We start from the raw sequence: 17,330 nt of genomic DNA on the forward strand, positions 1-17,330 counted from the left end.
TTGAATGCAGCAGATCTATTATGGGGGGTTTTTCCCTATATCGTATTAACGATTTTTATCGGTGGTCATATTTACAGGTATCAGAAAGATCAGTTCGGCTGGACGACGAAATCCAGTGAGTTTCTCGAGAAAAAATGGCTGCGGATCGGCTCGACATTATTTCATTGGGGAATCCTGTTCGTTTTTGCCGGCCATATTATGGGGCTGATTGTCCCTGTCGCATTGTATAACTCTCTTGGTGTCAGCCAGCATTTTTACCATAATATGGCGATCATCTTTGGTGTTCCGGCGGGAATTGCCGCGTTGGTGGGTCTGGTTCTCTTGTATTGGCGGAGGGTCAGTGTGAAACGGATAAAGGCGACAACAACGACGGGCGACTGGCTGACCTTGATCTTTCTTGGTTTGGTAATTGTGACCGGACTGACAGCGACTGGCATGAACGTTGATTCACACGGGTTTGATTACCGGACGACTATTGCTCCCTGGCTGAGAGGGCTATTTGTTTTTAATGTCCAGCCGGAATTGATGCAGACGGTGCCGATCTGGTTTAAAATCCATATCTATGCTTCATTTGCTTTGTATGTCATTTGGCCTTTCACCCGGCTGGTGCATGTATTCAGCTTCCCGCTCCGGTATTTGCGTAGGAGTTATGTTATTTATAAGCGGAGGGTTCCGGTTAAGAAGATGGGGTGAATGAAGGCTGTTGAATAAGTATCGTTGCTTTTTTTATCTTTACAGTTGATGGAAAACTGCTACGTAACTCACTGTCTCGGAAATACCTTTGGCAGAGTGCTCGTTGATTTCCGCTACGGGAAGCCGTTTTCCGCGGGCACGGCTTCAGCCTCGGGCTAACAGGATGTTAGTCATGAAGGCGTTGCGACAGGACGTCGCGATCTTAGCCTTCCATCCTTTCCGCTTCCTGCTCAGGTCTAGACTCGTGCTGTCCCCACAGGAGTCGGCTTCCCTTCGCTCCAATCAACCAGCTACAGAGTGGGTAGCTTTTGTTTAATTTACGAAGCCCAAAGTTAGCGGAGGAAATACCCCGAGACTCCTGCGGGATGGTAAGCATAGGTGAGACCCTGCAGCGCGTCAGCGCGAGGAGGCTCACCAGCGCCCGCGGAAAGCGAGGGGGATTTCCGGAGCGGCAGGGTGAGTTATGTCGCAGTCTATAGATATTGCGATATAAGCACCAAATCTTATAGAAACAGCAAAAGCCGAGTTTTCTAACAAAGAAAGGATGGAGGACGATGACACTGATGGCGGAACGTTCCTTGCTTGCCAGGAAGGAAGAGATCATGGAGGCGTTAAAGCAAAAACAGTATGGCCAGGCTGAAAAACTGGTTAAGGATACAGAAGATCTGCTTGCTTTGGGGACTGAGCGGGGTGCGGAGACGCTGTTGCTGGTTCTCCCTGCTCTGGCAAGCTATTACAGGCATATTCAAAACTATGACAGATCTGCCAACCTCTTTCAGCAGGCTCTGCATACAGGAAAGCAGGCAGCCGCTCGTCACTCGAAAAACTGGGCAGAAATCCACTTTGAGTATGCTGCATTGGAACGGCAATATGGTCATCATGCATCAGCCAGAAAGCTGCTCGCGACATTGCTGCAGTTTCTGGAAAAAAGGGAGGAGAAGGATACGGTCTCGATCGGCAGGGTTTACAGCACTTTAGGGAAAATCGCTATGGATGAAGAAAACTATCAACAGGCCGCGTCCCAACTGCGGCAGGCGGTCAGCTTGTTTCGTCAAAGTTTGCCGGAAACCCATTCGCTATTACTCCAAACCATCGACCTGCTTTCCAACACGTTTATTCAAATGGAATCCTATCAGCAAGCGCGAGATTTATACCAAGAGAGGCTGAAAAAACATAGAGAAGCAGGAAATCACCTGCTGACTGGGAAAACCTTATTGAAAATGGGAGAAATCGATTTTTACCTGAATCTGCGCCAGGCACGAAAAACCACCGGGGAGGCATTGTCCGTTCTGGAACATGCAGTTGGGGAGAAGAATATTGAGATTAGCCGTGCTCATTTGCTGCTTGGTGAGCTGGAAGAAAATATGGGGAAATTCCCGAGAGCGGTGAAGCATTATAAATATGCGCTTGAACAGCTGGAGCATTTTTATGAGCCGGAACACTTTATGGTTGTGTTTGCCTATGCCAAAATAGGCACCTTGGCGATGAAAGCAAATGACCTTGAGGAAGCGAAAACTTATCTGGAGAAGGGCTTGCCTCTTTCTCAAGCTTTTCCGAAAGTCCGGCTCCAGTTTCTTTATGCACTTGGAAAACTTTATTCTGGGGAAGAACTCTATGAAAAAGCAGACTCCTTTTATGAAGATTTTCTCCAGCAGCTGCAAACAGATGACCGCAAGCAATCAAAAGCTTATGCGGACACACTGCAGGCGCTAGCATTTAATGCATTAAAACAGAACGATACAGAAAAAGCAGGTTTGGATTACCAGAAAGCGTTAGACATTTACCAGCAGCTAAAGACACGCACATTTGCGGAGGAAGGGCTGTGTCGCATCCGATTGGCTTATTGTGTGGGACAGCAGGATGAGCAGGATGTGGCAAGAGCTGCAGCAAACTATGAAAAAGGCTTTCGCTTGCTGGAGCGGACACGTGACCCTGCATTGATGGAAGAAGCGCTGGCCGGGATTATTGATTTTTTCACCAGACACCCTGACTCGAAAAAACGCAGAAAATATGAGGATAAGTTTGTTAAATTGCAGACAGGGAAAAGGCAATGAGGTGTTGGGGCTTGAGAGGGTGTTGGCAGAGCTGAAACGAGATTGACGAAAGCGGTGACTTAGCGACCTGAGCGAGAGGATTAGCGACCGGAACAGGAAATATCGACTGTAGATGAGAGATATCAACCAAAATGCGAGGAATATCAACCGAAATGCGGAATATAGACCGGAACGCGTAAGATATCAATCGGAACATAATAAATATCAACCCGAGCAGCAACATTACCGTAAACACCACCCAATTTTACAACCTTTTCTTTACGCCCACGTATTCACAGTATGGTAAGATGAGGCAAAGCAATATAAACTAGGAGCGATAGAATGCCAATGTTAGAAGATAAATTCAGCCGTCCGCTTCAAGATCTGCGGATTTCCGTCACAGACAAATGCAACTTCAGATGCCGGTATTGCATGCCGCGGGAGATCTTTGGCAAGGACTATGCATTTATGCCAAAAGACCAGCTGCTGAGCTTTGAAGAAATCGAGCGGTTAGCCAAGATCTTTGTCGAGTTAGGTGTGAAGAAGATTCGTCTGACCGGCGGGGAACCATTGCTGCGCAGAGGTTTGCCGCAGTTGATAGAAAAACTGGCTGCTATAGAGGGGCTTGAGGATATCGGTTTGACGACGAATGCTTCGCTGCTGGAACATATGGCTGGCAAACTGAAACAAGCTGGTCTGAAGCGTGTCAATGTCAGTCTGGATGCACTCGATGACGATGTTTTTCAAGCCGTGAGCGACAGCGGAGTGAGCAAAGACCGTGTGTTAAAAGGCATCAAAAAAGCGCAGGAAGTCGGTTTGGGTGTGAAGGTGAACATGGTCGTTAAAAAAGGGATGAATGAAGAGCAAATCGTTCCCATGGCCAAATACTTCAAAGACATGGGAGTCACGCTTCGCTATATTGAATTCATGGACGTTGGCCAGACAAATGGCTGGGATTTCAGCAAAGTAATCACCAAAAAAGAGCTGTTTGAAGAGCTCTCCCAGCATTTCGAACTGGAACCTGTGGAGCCGGCCTACATGGGCGAAGTAGCCAAGCGCTACCGCTACAAAGGGACCGATGCGGAAGTCGGCTTTATTACATCTGTCTCGGAATCATTCTGCTCGACATGCACCAGAGCACGCATCGCAGCAGATGGGAAATTTTATACCTGCCTGTTCGCAATAGAAGGACTGGATCTCCGGCATGTGGTGCGAACGGCCAAAGATGATGATGAGATCCGCCAGGCGATTGTGCCAACATGGGAAAAACGCAGTGACCGTTATTCCGACGAACGCACAGAAGAAACAGCGAAAAACAGGAAGAAAATCGAAATGTCCTATATCGGCGGCTGACCGAGGTCCCGCTTACTGAACGGAAAGGACGCATAAACTATGACAGATAGATATTCCAGACAAACGTTATTTCAGCAGATCGGGGAACAAGGCCAGCAGAAAATAAGGGAAAAACATGTCCTGATTGTAGGCTGCGGCGCCCTGGGGTCTGCCAACGCGGAAACGTTGGTGCGTGCAGGGATCGGCAAATTAACGCTGGTGGACCGCGACTATGTGGAATATTCCAACTTGCAGCGGCAACAGCTGTTTTCAGAAACCGATGCCAGAGAACAAATGCCCAAAGCGATAGCAGCAAAAGCCAGATTAATAGAAATCAATGCAGATCCTATGATCGAGGCACATGTGATGGATGCAACGAACGAATCACTTCGCCCCCTTTTAAAGGGCGTGGATCTTGTAATTGATGCCACCGATAATTTTGATATTCGTTTCATCCTGAATGATCTGCTGCAAAAGCATAGGACCCCCTGGATTTTTGGCTCCTGTGTCGGCAGCACGGGGATGAGTTATACGATTTTGCCTGATCAAACACCTTGTCTGCAATGTCTCTTGGATGCCATTCCTGTCTCAGGAGCGACCTGTGATACAGCAGGCATTATTGCGCCGGCGGTACAAATGGTGGTGGCCCATCAATCTGTCGAAGCTTTAAAAATTTTAACGGAAAATCAGCAGGCACTCCGGACAAAATTGCTGACATTCGATCTTTGGAATAACTACTATCAGACGATCAATGTGGACCGCGCAAAGAAACAGGATTGTCCGGCATGCGGAGAAAACCCAAGTTATCCAAATTTAACCTATGAATCCCAAACAAAAACGGAAGTGCTTTGCGGCAGAAATACCGTGCAGATCCGTCCAGCCCGAGCATTTCATCTGGAAGAACTGGCTGGGCGGCTGGGCAGCGCGGGCCAGGTAAAAGGGAATGGTTTTTTACTGTCACTCGAATATAAAACATACCGAATCGTATTTTTCCAGGATGGCCGAGCGCTGATCCATGGAACGAATTCCATAGAACAAGCTAAAAATGTTTATTATCAACTGGTTGGATAGGGGGAAACAGTGATGGTGGAACGACGGAAACCGATTAAAGTTAATGAAGCACTAAAGCGGGTAATGGATTACGCCAGAGAGGGAAAAATGGAGCATGTACCAATTGAAGAAAGTTATGGCCGTTTTCTTGCGGAGGATCTGGTGGCTGATCATCATGTTCCGCCATTTGACCGCTCCCCCTATGACGGGTTTGCGCTTCGTTCGATAGATACAGAAACTGTCTCCAGCCGAAACCCGGCCAATTTTGAAGTGATTGGAGAAATCGGTGCAGGGAGTGTTTTTACTGAAGAAGTTGGTCCGATGCAGGCAGTGCGGATCATGACAGGTGCGCAGATTCCGGCTGATTGTGATGCGGTGATTATGTTTGAATCGGTGAAAGAATCCGTGGAAGAGGGCACACCTGTTATTCAGCTGAAACGCCAGCTGAAATCGGGCGAAAACGTCTCCTTCACCGGTGAAGATACACAAAAAGGGGCAGTGCTTGCAGAAAAGGGCAGCTACATCAACCCGGGGATGGTCGCACTTCTGGCCACGTTCGGCTATAAGCAGGTCCCCGTGAGCAGCAAGCCGAAAATCGGGATCATCGCTACCGGGAGCGAGCTGCTGGAGATTGATGCCGAAATCGAACCTGGGAAAATCCGCAACAGCAATGCATATATGGTTTATTCCCAGGTTGTACGTGCCGGCGGAGAGCCGGTGTATTACGGGCAGTTCAGCGATGATTTTGACACATGCTTCTGGCAAGTCAAAGAAGCACTGGAAAACGTAGATATATTACTTACAACTGGCGGCGTCTCGGTGGGTGATTATGATTATCTTCCAGACATTTATGCCGAATTGGGAGCCGACGTATTGTTTAACAAAGTCGGCATGCGTCCTGGGAGTGTGACAACAGTAGCAGAAAAGGATGGCAAGCTGCTGTTCGGATTGTCCGGCAATCCGTCAGCCTGCTATGTCGGATTTGAACTTTTCGCCAGGCCGGTTATCCGCAGGCACCTGAATGCCCATCAGCCGGCTCTGAAAAAGATAACGGCCGTACTGGGGGCTGATTTTTCCAAGCCAAACCCATTTGACCGGTTTGTCAGGGGGCATTTATCCTATAATAATGGAAAACTGGTTGCGACCCCGGTCGGTTTGGACAAATCGAATGTTGTCTCCTCGCTCGGAGCCGCAAATGTGCTGATTGTCCTGCCAGGCGGCACAAGAGGGTATGAAGAAGGGGATGCTGTTTCAGGTCTCCTGCTGGAGGATCAGGAAGGCATGCCCCTCGAAGCATTTTTAGATGAGAAGGAGAGCCTGCAGAATGGCTGAAGAACTTTTTACGGTAACAGAAGCCCCGATTCCTGTGGAAGACCTGGTAAAGAAAGTGGAGCGGCCGGAAGCAGGTGCAATCACCACCTTTATAGGGACAGTGCGGGAATGGACAAAAGGCAAAAGAACCGAATACCTGGAATACCAGGCATATGTGCCGATGGCTGTGAAAAAGCTTGCGGAGATCGGGGATGAAATTGCGGAAAAATGGCCGGATGTCAAAACTGCAATCACCCACCGCATCGGAAGGCTGGAAATCTCGGATATTGCTGTGGTCATCGCAGTTTCCTCCCCCCATCGCAAAGCGGCGTATGAAGCCAATGAATATGCCATTGAGCGGATTAAACAAATAGTGCCGATATGGAAAAAGGAACATTGGGAAGACGGAGAAACTTGGATTGGCGATCAGCTGGAAACGACATCCTATCCAAAAGGCAAGCCGAATATAGAGGAGGAAAGAAAACGATGATTACCGTTTTATTTTTCGCCGAGCTGCAGGAACAAGCAGGCAAGCCGCAGCTGGAACTGGAACTTGGTGAAACGACCGTCCGGGAACTGAAGGAGAGACTGGAGTCCACATTGAAAATAACCGGGCTGAATCGGACGATGACAGCGGTCAATGAAGAATATGCCCTTGATTCAGACGCCGTGAAAACAGGGGATACGGTAGCATTCATCCCTCCTGTCAGCGGCGGCTGAGAAGCTTATGGAAATTATACAAATTACCGGCTATAAAAATAGCGGAAAAACCACAATGGCTGAAAAACTGATCCATGCTTTGGCTGCTGAAGGTTTCCGGGTTGCCTCCTTAAAGCATCATGGGCATGGCGGTACTCCGGATGGATTCGAGGACACCGACAGTGCCCGGCACCACGAGGCGGGAGCTTTTATCTCCGGGGTGCAGGGTGAGGGGCTCTTGCAGCTTGCTGCCCGCCCGACCTGGGAACTTGAACAGATGACGGCTATCTATCAACAGCTAGGCACAGACATCCTGGTAGTGGAAGGGTTCAAAAAACATGCGTATAAAAAAATCGTGCTGATTCGAAGGGAAGAGGATTTGCATCTGCTAAAAGAATTGACGAATATTGTTGCCGTTATTACACGGCCAACACTCAATGCCGCTGATTATCCTTTCCTTGTATTCAGCCAGGCAGAAATGGACAGATGCATCGAGTGGCTGCTCGCACATTTTTCGCATTAATTGATATTGCAAAGTTCAATTGGGCAGTTCTCACAGCCAATTTCATCCCGGAGAAACTGCAAATCTTTAATCAGAATTTTGCCGCTGGGTTGGATGGAAATTTTATCACGCTTACGGAGTTCGGCCAGCATACGGTTGACACTTTCTCTGGTGGCGGCGCAGAACATGGCCAGCTCCTGATTGGTAAATGCAATGTCAATCAGTATGCCGTCACTGCGCTTACGACCATAACTGTTGGACAGACGAATCAGGGTGGAGTACAGGGCGCCTTTTTTGCCGTTCAGCATCAAATCTCTTATCTTGGTCTGGAATTTTCGCATATGGTTGCTGGTCCATTTCATGAATTCCAGGGTTAATCGAGCATCTTCCATCAGTTCTTTTTCCAGCAATCCTTTATCAATCGCGACCACCTCTCCGGCAGTGATCATTTTAGCAGTGAGAAAATAGGTTGCATGTTCACTGAATAAAGTAAGCTCTCCAACGATATCACCAGCCCGGCAGATGCGCATTGACAATTCTTTGCCATCTGCCGTCAGCTTATGAACCTGGACAAGCCCTGATTTGATCAGGTGAATTTCGTTTGCTTCCATACCTTCCCGAAAAAGACAGGTATTCTGATCAACATTCCGCGATGCACCAAGGCTGTCCAAAAGCGTAAGCAATTCCGGGGAAATCGATTCATTTGGCGGTAGCTGATTTTCGATAAGCTGACTGGTTTGCATAAGAGAAGCCCCTTTCCGTCTTTTGATCTACCTTTAGTGTATCACGATCTGCCAGTGGCAAGCGGGGCAAAAATTACGATTTCATGAATTTGGCCAAATTTTACTGATAAAGGAGAGTCGCTGATGAACGGAAAAACACAGGGAGTTTTATTGGCCGGGGGAAAGTCACGGCGGTTCGGTTCGCCAAAAGCTTTTGCCACACGGGACGGGATTCCTTTTTATCAGTATTCGATTAAGGTGCTGGCTCCGTTTACGGACGAGCTGCTCGTGATCACCAATCCGGACTTATATCAGGATTTTCAAGAAGCAGAACCGTTGCTTGATGTTGTGACAGACCATCCGGATTATCAGGGGGATGGTCCGCTTGCTGGTCTTTATACAGCGATGGATACGCGGGATGCGGACTGGTATATTGTGATGCCGGTTGATGTTCCTTTTATTCAGGGTGAGGTGATTGAGCGGCTGACACAGGCAATTAAGCCGGAGACAGAAGCAGTCATTCCAATAGTCGGAGATAAAATGCAGCCTTTGATTGCCATGTACTATTATTCGATAAAAGAACGAATCAAAGAGCAGCTGGATAAAGGGGAACGTTCGGTATATCAGCTGCTCCAGCGCTGTGCGACCGAGTATCTTACACTGGATGATAATCCCGCGTTCATTAACATTAACCGGCAATCCGAATACCGGCAATACATAGAAAAGTAGAAGGGAGGGGACCCCGGATGCTTCATGAACATAAACAAACTGCGCCGACTCAGGTCTCATGTGCGGTGATAACGGTAAGTGATACGAGAAATAAAGAAACCGATAAAAGCGGAAAACTGATCAAAGAGCTGCTTGAAAAAGCTGGCCATCATATCCTGAATTATGAAATCGTTGCTGATGAAAGGGCTGCTATTCAGCAGGCAGTACGGCAGGCAATCGAGATGGGAAAAGTAGAAACAGTCATCCTGAATGGCGGCACTGGAATTGCCAAGCGGGATGTCACTATTGAATCGGCTCAGCCTTTTCTTGATAAAGAGCTGCCAGGGTTTGGGGAGTTGTTCCGCATGCTCAGTTATCAGCTTGATATCGGTTCTGCGGCGATGTTATCAAGGGCCATTGCTGGTGTTGCCAATGACCGGATCCTGTTTGCCACCCCAGGTTCTTCCGGCGCGGTAAAACTGGCAATGGAGAAACTGATTTTGCCTGAACTTGCCCATATCGTCAGGGAAATTCAGAAAGATTTAACCAGCTAAAGGATGAACCGAATTGAAATACATTTTATATAGTTGCATCGTGCTTCTTATTTTTACGTTTGCAGGCTGTGGTTTATTTTCCAGCACTGGATCCGGCCAGGAAACAACCAAACTGACTGTCTCTGCCGCTTCCAGCATGATGGACAGCCTCATGGCATTGAAGGAGCAATTTGAAGCGGAGCATCCATCGATTGAAATCATTTATAATTTCGGAGGTTCAGGGTCACTGCGCAGGCAAATTGAGCAGGGAGCACCGATCGGTTTCTTTTTCTCCGCTTCCAAGAGACACTATGAAGCATTGCAGGCACAAGGTCATATTCAGAAAGGAACCGCCATTTTTGAAAACAAACTGGTAGCTGCCAGACATGCAGAATCTGCTGATATTAGCTGGGAAGAATTTCTGCAATCGGACGGCAAACTTGCGCTAGGAACACCCGGGGCTGTACCGGGTGGAACCTATGCCAGGGAGGCAATGCAAAACATGAGTGATTGGGCAACATTGGAAGGCAGAATCGTTTTCGCCAAAGATGCCTCCCATGTGTTGACATTGGTAAGAGAAGGAGCAGTCACAGCGGGGATCGTTTATGCCAGCGACCTTCATGGCACAAAACAAATTGCAGTCCTTCAGGAAATAGACCCCAGCCACCACACGCCGATTGAATATTTTGCTGCGGTGATCGACAGGGGAGACGGGCAAACGGAAAAACAGAGACAAGCTGCGCTGAAATTTTATCATTTTGTACAGCAGGAGAGCAGTATGGAGCTTTTTCAGCAGTTTGGTTTCGGGATAGATGAGAAGTTGGTGAATGAATAATGGAATGGTCCTGGTATCCGGTGCAGCTTTCTTTTTTTGTGGCTGCCGTTGCAACAATTATTACGTTCATTTTGGCTGTTTTGGCGGCATTTTGGATGACAGAGAGAAAGGTTCGCAGCAGGGTAGTGGTGGAAACAATTTTCTTCCTGCCGCTTGTGCTGCCGCCAACAGTCATTGGATTCATGCTGATTATTATCTTCGGCAGCAACAGTCCTGTCGGGAAAGCGATTGAATGGCTGACAGGCTCAAGTGTCATGTTTACGGTCACTGCCGCAGTAATTGCAGCCGCTGTTGTAGTATTCCCATTAATGTATCAGTCAATCAAAACCGGCTTCTTGTCCGTAGACCAAAATGTGCTTGGTGCTGCAAAGGTAGATGGCGCTTCCGACTGGAAAATGCTTGCTCTGATTACGATTCCTTTATCGTTCCGTTCCATTTTGACAGGGGTCATCCTTGGCTTCACCCGGGCTTTCGGGGAATTCGGGGCGACCTTGATGTTCGCAGGCAATATTCCAGAACACACGCAGACGGTTCCAACAGCTATTTATCTGGCAATCGAATCCGGCCAGACAAACCTTGCCTGGTATTATGTACTGATCAGCATCAGCTTTTCGTTTATTCTGCTGCTGGGGATTAATCAGACACGGAAGCGGGGGTAGATTAAGATTTATCCTCACTCTATCAAACGGTTCCGATTGGTGTAGGAGTTTTTTAAAATGGGTATAGTAATTATGGACATCTCAAGACGAGAGATAAAAACATGAAATAATGGTAATGTGACCTGAGCTTGAGGATTGACCGCGAGCTTTTTGACCGGTACCACTGTTTGGTTAAGACAGTCTGGTGATTTCATATTGTCAGACGTGAAGGGAAATATCTTTTTCTGTCATTCTCAACTTACATTACAAAGATTTAAAAGGAGATGAGATTTTGACTGTGGATAATAACAGTTTTATTCTAAATGATGGCTCAGTGCTTCCCCTTGTGGGATTAGGCACGATCGGCATTAATGGTGATCAGGGGACATTTGAAATTTTAAACGCCTTAAACACAGGTTATCGTTTAATCGACACTTCAACAAACTATGACAATGAAGGTATTGTTGGTGAAGCAGTGCGCAGGTCCGCACTGCCAAGAGAAGAAATTTTAGTCAGTACGAAATTGCCCGGCTCTTACCATGAATACGATAAGGCGTTTATCTTTATTCAAGAATCTTTACGCCGCACTGGATTAAAATATTTTGACAAGTATTTAATTCATTGGCCGAATCCCAAAGACGGCAAATATGTAGAAGCTTGGAAGGCTTTAGTGGATGCTCAAAAACAAGGATTAATCAGAACCATCGGTGTTTCAAACTTTGAACCGGAACATCTGGACAACATTATCGCAGAAACAGGTGTGACTCCTGCTACAAACCAGGTAGAGCGTCATCCGTATTTTAATAATAACCGTATGGTGGAAGAAAATGAAAAACGGGGTATTCTTACGGAAGCCTGGAGCCCTTTTGGCCGGGGTTATCTGAATGACGTGCTGGAAAATACCACCATTAAAGAAATTGCAGATAAATACGGTAAAACTCCTGCACAGATTATTTTAAACTGGAACTATCAGGCCGGCGTATTTACTATTCCAAAATCGAGTAATCCAATGCATCAAAAAGATAATATCAATAGTACCAACTTTGAATTAGCCCCTGAGGATATTGAAACAATTGATTCACTGGATAAAGGGGAAGCCGGCCGTGTAGAAGGGCAGAACCCCAACGAATATCATGAATATGTATAGACAGGCCACTATATGAACATCGTATTGTATTCGGTCCGTTCCTGGTATAAGAATAGCTTTAAAAATGAAGAAACACAGCCCGCACCAGGCTGTGTTTCTTATTGTTTCCGCTTATAATCCCCACTCTTCCCACCACTTTTTTCTTTCAGATAGGTGGGCCCAATAACCATGGCCTTGTCCACGGCTTTACACATATCATACACAGTCAGTGCAGCGGTGGAGGCGGCCGTCAATGCTTCCATCTCGACACCGGTGCTGCCGACAGTTTTGACCTCTGCTGTAATTGCCAGCTCATATTTGTTTTCTTCCAGCGGAATCCAATCAAAGGAAAGGTCGACTCCGCTAATCGGAATCGGGTGGCACATCGGTACCAGCGAGGATGTCTGTTTTGCTCCCATGATCCCGGCCACCTGGGCAACTGCCAATACATCGCCTTTTTTGTTCTTTTGCTGAACGATGTTTTCATAGACTGTCTCACTCATCTCCACACTGGAATGGGCAACTGCTTTTCGTGATGTTTCCTTTTTCTCCGTGATATCCACCATTTTTGCTCTGCCGTCCTGATTGAAATGGGTTAGGTCTGAGATTGTATGCTGCCTCCTTGCGATTTTTTATATTTAAACAGCAGCCAAGGTTTAAACTGCTGCTTAAATGAAACGAAGGCTTGTCGCCCCAAAGTTAGCGACAAGCCAAGTTTTCTTTTACAAAAATAAAATAACGAGCACGCCGACGATGACACAGTAATAGGAAAAATAGCGAAGGTTTCCTTTAGCCATGATATTCATAAACCATCTCAGCGCAAAATAAGTTGCAATGAACGCCGCAATAAAGGCAATCAGATTCGGGATCAGCATTTCGGCAAACTGTGGGGTGCCAATGAAATCAGGCACTTCCAGAATGGTTGTCCCCAGACTTACCGGAATATATAGCAGGAAGGAAAAACGCAGCGCGGTTTCCTGCTTCATCCCTGTCATCATGGAAGCTACAATCGAGGCACCGGAGCGGCTGATCCCCGGTGTCACGGCAATCGCTTGGGCAAAGCCGACAATCACAGCATCTTTAGTCGTCAAATCGCCGTCATTTTTGCGCCCGCGCAAGTTACGGATCATCCAGACAGCTGCTGCGGTAATCAGCAAGGTGAAGCCGACGACATTCGTGCCGCTTAATGCATCCCCAATCGCATCCCCGAATAATAGGCCAATCACGCCCACCGGAATGGTGGCAATCACCAGGTAAATAATGAACTGAAAGTCGCTTTTTGCTTTCTCATCCCGTTTGGTTATGTAGGTATACCCGTTTACGATCAGCCGGAAAATGTCCTCTTTGTAAATCAGCAGGACCGCCAAAAGGGAAGCGAAATTTACAAATATCTCAAAGGAGAGACCTTCCATATTATCAATTCCGAACAGCTCACGGAAGATAACAAGATGGCCGCTTGATGAAATCGGTATTGGTTCGGTGATGCCTTGTACAATTCCCAGGATCAAATACTGGATTAATGTTACTAATTCTGTCATATTTTCCACGATATCTCCTCCACTAAGGCTTCATTCATTTTCCATCCGGGACAAATCACCATCCCCGACCTGGTTGAATAGTCTAGATCGTGAGGAGGTTGGAAAATGGAAAGAAAGCATAACTACCATCATATATACGAATTATGCAAAAAGCATATGCATTCCTATGTCCTTGCCGAGATGGAAGATGGCTCCCATTTCGACGGGATTATTACTGGGCTTGATGATGAAAATGTTTATATGGCTGTACCAAACAATGAACACCAGGACTTTTATGGGAATGGCCATCACTATCCCGAGCACAACCACCACTATCCGGAACATCGGCAATTTGGTTATGGTGGCTACGGATATGGCTATCCGGGCTACGGTTATCCGGGTTACGGCTATGGCAGGCCACGAAGATTCAGCAGACTCATTCTGCCGCTAGCTGCCCTTACTGCAATAAGCGCCTTGCCGTGGTATTAATCTCAGGGTACCCACATATCAATCACACAAATGGAAACCCTTGCCTTTCATTGGTTGAAGGCAAGGGTCTTTAAACTTATTGTGCATTCTTCTGTTCCAGTGCGCCACCAAGTACAAAAACAGCGATGGACATAATTCCTGCCAGAATCAGCGTATCCTGTATGACGAATGGATCGCCGCTCATACTTACCAATACATAAGATATAGCCATGCTGATCAGGAACGCCCAGAGAATGGTCATCAAGTACTTCATTGTTACACCCCATTTTTTCTTTATCTGATTTTGAGAAATAGGTTTTTTAGGCAGGTTAGAAATATAAATACTTTCCGGCTGCGTAAGTACAATTAATTTTCTAACATGTTTGTTCTAAGGTTCTAATATATTTTACCAAAACCGGTTCGAAAATAAAAGCATTATTTCATCCCGTTAGTGAGGAGGGGGATTATGAAAATTCTTGTAGCGGATTGCAGCCATTGGATAGGGTTTCATATTACTAATGCACTCCTGGAAAATGATTATCAAGTGGACGGCGTCAGGGGAGAGAATAAAAACGAGCATCTTGAAATGTTTTTTGCAAGAAACAGCAACTTTACTTTCACCGAGACTAATACCAAAACAAAATATGATGCCGCTGTGATTGCCGGACGGGACAGGGTGCCTGAGGAAGTGGAAGCTGAGCGGATTTTCGTGATCAATGGCAGCCGGGAAAAAGGTTCCCGTGTGATTCCAGTATACATTCCGTACCTCTTTGGCGAATGGATACCGATGCAGGAGGAAGGCTTTTATCAGGGGGAGGAGTTCATCTCCTTTGCTTCTCAAGAATTTCGGGAGGGAGCGGTGGATATTAAAGATGCGGCAAAAGGGCTTCTGCAATTATTAAAAGCGAAAAAACTGCCTGAGGAAATCATCCTGGATCCTTCTCGGAAAGGTGAAAAACTTGAAAATTTGCTATTCCTCCGTAACAATAGACCTATTGAGCGTTCGTTAAAGACACTTCAGTCACATTATCAGCAGTACAAAGGACTTTATTAAATTTAAGGAAATCATACAAGCTGTATATTGTTGTTCATCTAAAATAACGATACAATTATAATAAGAGCAAAACTTGTGATCGGGAATGGAGTGCATGATGGTGAAGTATATTCAGGCAGCTTTTTTGCTGGTCGTCACATTGCTGGTTCTTGCCGGCTGCAGTTATTTTGAAAATGCAGGAGAGATCCAGAATGTTGGAATGCTTACAGACGGATCGATTGATGATCCTTTTGCGGAAAAGGGCTATCAAGGACTGCAGGAAATAGAAGAAACGTATGAAGTGGATGTTTATTATGAAGAAAATGTTCGTTCCGAGCAGGAAGTCCGTAATGCTGTGGCTGAATTCGTGCAGGATGGTGTCAACTTGATATTTGGGCAAAGCAGCAGTTATGGAAATAGTTTTGCGGAGTTGTCCACAGTCTATCCGGATGTCCATTTTGTCTATTTTAACGGAGCCTATGTAGCGGATAATGTGACCAGTATGAATTTCGACTCCCATGCGATGGGCTTTTTTGCCGGGATGATGGCAGGAAGGGCTTCTTCTAATGACGATGTTGGCATCATTGCCGCCTTCGAATGGCAGCCGGAAATTGAGGGGTTTTTTGAAGGGGTGAACTATCAGAGCCCTTCTACCGAGGTGCATATCAATTTCGTCAATGACTGGTATGATTCCCGGACTGCAATGGACGCCTACAGAGAGATGAGGGAAAATGGCGTTGACGTATTTTATCCGGTCGGCGACGCATTTAGTGAAGAGATTGTCAGACAGGCTGCAGAAGATGAAATTTATGCAATTGGATATGTAAGTGATCAGTCCGATATTTCTGAGCGGAGGGTCCTTACGAGCACAGTGCAGCATGTGGACAAGCTCTATGTCCAGGCTGCTGAACAGTTTAACAATGGAGAGCTCAGTGGCAGTGTGATGACATTTGATTTTCAGGATGATGTTATTTCTCTTGGGGAATTCAGTCCAAATGTGCCGCCAAGCTATCAGGAAATGCTGCATGAGGAAATAGAGGATTATAAAGAAACCGGGCTATTGCCAAATCAGGAATAAGCAGGGGAATATTCATTCGGAGTTGCCAGATAGCTTTTTATACATTAAAATTAGTACCAAGTCATAAAGATTGATATTAACATTTGATATAAGGGGATGGAAACATGAGCGCTGGTGTATTGGGAACGGGCCATTATGTGCCAGAGAACGTTGTGACCAACAAAGATATGGAAAAGATTGTGGAGACGAGTGATGAATGGATCCGCAGCCGAACCGGGATAGAGGAGCGAAGATATGCACCGGATGATATGGATACCTCTGACATGGCATATAAGGCCGCACTTGGTGCCCTGGAGGAGGCGGGAGTGGCTGCGGCCGACATTGATCTGATTTTGGTCGCCACGGTTACCCCGGACACCCCGTTTCCGTCCGTTTCCAATCTGCTGCAGGACCGTCTGGGAGCGACCAAAGCCGCAGCAATGGATGTGAGTGCTGCATGTTCCGGCTTCATGTATGGCATGATAACTGCGAAACAGTTTATTGATACGAATGCCTATCAGCATGTGCTGGTCATCGGTGTGGAAAAGCTTTCGAAAATTACCGACTGGACCGACCGCAGCACCTGTGTGTTGTTTGGAGACGGGGCAGGAGCTGCTGTCATCGGCAATGTTTCGGACGGGAAGGGAATCTTATCCTTTGAACTGGGCTCTGATGGAAGCGGCGGCAAGCATCTTTATCAGGATAAAGACGACCATTTGCAAATGAATGGCCGGGAAGTTTTCAAATTTGCGGTCAGACAGATGCCGGAATCCTCCGTCAATGTGGTAGAGAAAATCGGCTTCAATAAAGAGGATGTCGACTATCTAATCCCCCATCAGGCAAATATGCGTATCATGGAGGCTGCTAGAGAACGTCTTGGGATTTCGGAAGACAAAATGGCAACATCTGTGAAGAAATATGGCAATACATCCGCAGCATCTATACCAATTGCTTTATCGGAATCTGTAAAAGATGGTAAAATTAAAGATAATGATTTAGTCGTATTAGTCGGGTTCGGCGGCGGTTTAACCTGGGGTGCGGTAGCTCTCCGCTGGGGCCGGTAAAAAGCTATC

At 46.6% G+C, this 17,330-nt stretch carries 21 protein-coding genes; 17 read left to right on the forward strand and 4 right to left on the reverse strand.

Annotated features, from left to right (window positions below; genetic code table 11):
• From narI to mobB, 8 genes are all read left to right on the forward strand, one after another.
• Positions 1 to 693 (forward strand): respiratory nitrate reductase subunit gamma, encoded by a 693-nt coding sequence (narI, locus tag CEG13_RS08575; RefSeq protein ID WP_100011454.1) that lies wholly within the window; start codon positions 1 to 3, stop codon positions 691 to 693.
• A 554-nt stretch (positions 694 to 1,247) separates the two neighbouring features.
• Positions 1,248 to 2,747 carry a tetratricopeptide repeat protein gene (locus tag CEG13_RS08580; protein ID WP_100011455.1) on the forward strand — a complete coding sequence of 500 codons (1,500 nt, stop codon included), beginning with the start codon at positions 1,248 to 1,250 and terminating at the stop codon, positions 2,745 to 2,747.
• Positions 2,748 to 3,068: 321 nt separating this feature from the next.
• Positions 3,069 to 4,079 (forward strand): GTP 3',8-cyclase MoaA, encoded by a 1,011-nt coding sequence (moaA, locus tag CEG13_RS08585; RefSeq protein WP_100011456.1) that lies wholly within the window; start codon positions 3,069 to 3,071, stop codon positions 4,077 to 4,079.
• A gap of 39 nt (positions 4,080 to 4,118) precedes the next feature.
• Positions 4,119 to 5,129: a MoeB/ThiF family adenylyltransferase gene (locus tag CEG13_RS08590; protein ID WP_100011457.1), complete on the forward strand. Its 1,011-nt coding sequence runs from the start codon at positions 4,119 to 4,121 to the stop codon at positions 5,127 to 5,129.
• A gap of 12 nt (positions 5,130 to 5,141) precedes the next feature.
• On the forward strand, positions 5,142 to 6,440 hold the full coding sequence (locus CEG13_RS08595) for a molybdopterin molybdotransferase MoeA (protein WP_100011458.1): 1,299 nt from the start codon (positions 5,142 to 5,144) through the stop codon (positions 6,438 to 6,440).
• Positions 6,433 to 6,909 carry a molybdenum cofactor biosynthesis protein MoaE gene (locus CEG13_RS08600; RefSeq protein WP_100011459.1) on the forward strand — a complete coding sequence of 159 codons (477 nt, stop codon included), beginning with the start codon at positions 6,433 to 6,435 and terminating at the stop codon, positions 6,907 to 6,909. Before CEG13_RS08595 ends, CEG13_RS08600 begins: the two co-directional genes overlap by 8 nt.
• Positions 6,906 to 7,139: a molybdopterin converting factor subunit 1 gene (gene moaD / locus CEG13_RS08605; RefSeq protein WP_100011460.1), complete on the forward strand. Its 234-nt coding sequence runs from the start codon at positions 6,906 to 6,908 to the stop codon at positions 7,137 to 7,139. Before CEG13_RS08600 ends, moaD begins: the two co-directional genes overlap by 4 nt.
• 7 nt (positions 7,140 to 7,146) lie before the next feature.
• Positions 7,147 to 7,641 carry a molybdopterin-guanine dinucleotide biosynthesis protein B gene (mobB, locus tag CEG13_RS08610; protein ID WP_100011461.1) on the forward strand — a complete coding sequence of 165 codons (495 nt, stop codon included), beginning with the start codon at positions 7,147 to 7,149 and terminating at the stop codon, positions 7,639 to 7,641.
• Here mobB and CEG13_RS08615 read toward each other — a convergent pair.
• The gene (locus CEG13_RS08615; RefSeq protein WP_100011462.1) at positions 7,638 to 8,363 is read right to left on the reverse strand and encodes a Crp/Fnr family transcriptional regulator; all 726 of its coding nucleotides are present in this window, start codon (positions 8,361 to 8,363) and stop codon (positions 7,638 to 7,640) included. The two genes, mobB and CEG13_RS08615, sit on opposite strands and share 4 nt — an antisense overlap.
• Before the next feature lie 123 nt (positions 8,364 to 8,486).
• On the opposite strand from CEG13_RS08615, the gene mobA reads away from it, so the two are divergent.
• The 5 genes from mobA (at position 8,487) to CEG13_RS08640 (ending at position 12,203) form a co-directional block, all read left to right on the forward strand.
• The gene (gene mobA / locus CEG13_RS08620; RefSeq protein ID WP_100011463.1) at positions 8,487 to 9,071 is read left to right on the forward strand and encodes a molybdenum cofactor guanylyltransferase; all 585 of its coding nucleotides are present in this window, start codon (positions 8,487 to 8,489) and stop codon (positions 9,069 to 9,071) included.
• 17 nt (positions 9,072 to 9,088) lie between these two features.
• A complete protein-coding gene (locus CEG13_RS08625; protein WP_100011464.1) occupies positions 9,089 to 9,604 on the forward strand; it encodes a MogA/MoaB family molybdenum cofactor biosynthesis protein in 516 nt (171 codons plus the stop codon).
• Positions 9,605 to 9,617: 13 nt separating this feature from the next.
• A complete protein-coding gene (modA, locus tag CEG13_RS08630) occupies positions 9,618 to 10,418 on the forward strand; it encodes a molybdate ABC transporter substrate-binding protein (RefSeq protein WP_100011465.1) in 801 nt (266 codons plus the stop codon).
• The gene (modB, locus tag CEG13_RS08635; protein WP_100011466.1) at positions 10,418 to 11,077 is read left to right on the forward strand and encodes a molybdate ABC transporter permease subunit; all 660 of its coding nucleotides are present in this window, start codon (positions 10,418 to 10,420) and stop codon (positions 11,075 to 11,077) included. Before modA ends, modB begins: the two co-directional genes overlap by 1 nt.
• Before the next feature lie 271 nt (positions 11,078 to 11,348).
• Positions 11,349 to 12,203: an aldo/keto reductase gene (locus CEG13_RS08640; protein WP_100011467.1), complete on the forward strand. Its 855-nt coding sequence runs from the start codon at positions 11,349 to 11,351 to the stop codon at positions 12,201 to 12,203.
• A 98-nt stretch (positions 12,204 to 12,301) separates the two neighbouring features.
• Here the strand turns inward: CEG13_RS08640 and moaC are convergent, their stop codons facing one another.
• Both moaC and CEG13_RS08650 read right to left on the reverse strand, forming a co-directional pair.
• Entirely contained in the window at positions 12,302 to 12,790 is a 489-nt protein-coding gene (gene moaC / locus CEG13_RS08645; protein WP_100011468.1) for a cyclic pyranopterin monophosphate synthase MoaC, read from the reverse strand.
• Between the two features lie 114 nt (positions 12,791 to 12,904).
• Complete coding sequence (locus tag CEG13_RS08650; protein ID WP_100011537.1) at positions 12,905 to 13,720, reverse strand: undecaprenyl-diphosphate phosphatase; 816 nt, start codon at positions 13,718 to 13,720, stop codon at positions 12,905 to 12,907.
• A gap of 105 nt (positions 13,721 to 13,825) precedes the next feature.
• Here CEG13_RS08650 and CEG13_RS08655 point away from each other — a divergent pair, with 105 nt between their 5' ends.
• Positions 13,826 to 14,188, forward strand: coding sequence for a hypothetical protein (locus CEG13_RS08655; RefSeq protein WP_100011469.1), 363 nt, complete (start codon positions 13,826 to 13,828; stop codon positions 14,186 to 14,188).
• Between the two features lie 76 nt (positions 14,189 to 14,264).
• On the opposite strand, the gene CEG13_RS08660 is transcribed toward CEG13_RS08655, so the two are convergent.
• Complete coding sequence (locus tag CEG13_RS08660) at positions 14,265 to 14,441, reverse strand: DUF2929 family protein (RefSeq protein ID WP_100011470.1); 177 nt, start codon at positions 14,439 to 14,441, stop codon at positions 14,265 to 14,267.
• A 192-nt stretch (positions 14,442 to 14,633) separates the two neighbouring features.
• On the opposite strand from CEG13_RS08660, the gene CEG13_RS08665 reads away from it, so the two are divergent.
• The 3 genes from CEG13_RS08665 to CEG13_RS08675 all read left to right on the forward strand — a co-directional run bounded on the left by CEG13_RS08665 (position 14,634) and on the right by CEG13_RS08675 (position 17,321).
• Positions 14,634 to 15,221, forward strand: coding sequence for a Rossmann-fold NAD(P)-binding domain-containing protein (locus CEG13_RS08665; RefSeq protein WP_100011471.1), 588 nt, complete (start codon positions 14,634 to 14,636; stop codon positions 15,219 to 15,221).
• A gap of 94 nt (positions 15,222 to 15,315) precedes the next feature.
• Positions 15,316 to 16,278: a BMP family ABC transporter substrate-binding protein gene (locus CEG13_RS08670; protein WP_100011472.1), complete on the forward strand. Its 963-nt coding sequence runs from the start codon at positions 15,316 to 15,318 to the stop codon at positions 16,276 to 16,278.
• Between the two features lie 104 nt (positions 16,279 to 16,382).
• Positions 16,383 to 17,321 (forward strand): beta-ketoacyl-ACP synthase III, encoded by a 939-nt coding sequence (locus CEG13_RS08675; protein WP_100011473.1) that lies wholly within the window; start codon positions 16,383 to 16,385, stop codon positions 17,319 to 17,321.
• Positions 17,322 to 17,330 lie beyond the last annotated feature (9 nt).

This window comes from Lentibacillus sediminis, assembly GCF_002763455.1.
GTDB classification, from domain to species: domain Bacteria; phylum Bacillota; class Bacilli; order Bacillales; family Amphibacillaceae; genus Lentibacillus_D; species Lentibacillus_D sediminis_A.

What these genes read in the sequence shown, in the direction of transcription:
- CEG13_RS08580 (WP_100011455.1), top strand. Translation starts at nt 1,248, where the DNA reads ATGACACTGATGGCGGAACGTTCCTTGCTTGCCAGGAAGGAAGAGATC.
- moaA (WP_100011456.1), top strand. Translation starts at nt 3,069, where the DNA reads ATGCCAATGTTAGAAGATAAATTCAGCCGTCCGCTTCAAGATCTGCGG.
- CEG13_RS08590 (WP_100011457.1), top strand. Translation starts at nt 4,119, where the DNA reads ATGACAGATAGATATTCCAGACAAACGTTATTTCAGCAGATCGGGGAA.
- CEG13_RS08595 (WP_100011458.1), top strand. Translation starts at nt 5,142, where the DNA reads ATGGTGGAACGACGGAAACCGATTAAAGTTAATGAAGCACTAAAGCGG.
- CEG13_RS08600 (WP_100011459.1), top strand. Translation starts at nt 6,433, where the DNA reads ATGGCTGAAGAACTTTTTACGGTAACAGAAGCCCCGATTCCTGTGGAA.
- moaD (WP_100011460.1), top strand. Translation starts at nt 6,906, where the DNA reads ATGATTACCGTTTTATTTTTCGCCGAGCTGCAGGAACAAGCAGGCAAG.
- mobB (WP_100011461.1), top strand. Translation starts at nt 7,147, where the DNA reads ATGGAAATTATACAAATTACCGGCTATAAAAATAGCGGAAAAACCACA.
- CEG13_RS08615 (WP_100011462.1), bottom strand. Translation starts at nt 8,363, where the DNA reads ATGCAAACCAGTCAGCTTATCGAAAATCAGCTACCGCCAAATGAATCG.
- mobA (WP_100011463.1), top strand. Translation starts at nt 8,487, where the DNA reads ATGAACGGAAAAACACAGGGAGTTTTATTGGCCGGGGGAAAGTCACGG.
- CEG13_RS08625 (WP_100011464.1), top strand. Translation starts at nt 9,089, where the DNA reads ATGCTTCATGAACATAAACAAACTGCGCCGACTCAGGTCTCATGTGCG.
- modB (WP_100011466.1), top strand. Translation starts at nt 10,418, where the DNA reads ATGGAATGGTCCTGGTATCCGGTGCAGCTTTCTTTTTTTGTGGCTGCC.
- CEG13_RS08650 (WP_100011537.1), bottom strand. Translation starts at nt 13,720, where the DNA reads ATGACAGAATTAGTAACATTAATCCAGTATTTGATCCTGGGAATTGTA.
- CEG13_RS08655 (WP_100011469.1), top strand. Translation starts at nt 13,826, where the DNA reads ATGGAAAGAAAGCATAACTACCATCATATATACGAATTATGCAAAAAG.
- CEG13_RS08660 (WP_100011470.1), bottom strand. Translation starts at nt 14,441, where the DNA reads ATGAAGTACTTGATGACCATTCTCTGGGCGTTCCTGATCAGCATGGCT.
- CEG13_RS08665 (WP_100011471.1), top strand. Translation starts at nt 14,634, where the DNA reads ATGAAAATTCTTGTAGCGGATTGCAGCCATTGGATAGGGTTTCATATT.
- CEG13_RS08670 (WP_100011472.1), top strand. Translation starts at nt 15,316, where the DNA reads ATGATGGTGAAGTATATTCAGGCAGCTTTTTTGCTGGTCGTCACATTG.
- CEG13_RS08675 (WP_100011473.1), top strand. Translation starts at nt 16,383, where the DNA reads ATGAGCGCTGGTGTATTGGGAACGGGCCATTATGTGCCAGAGAACGTT.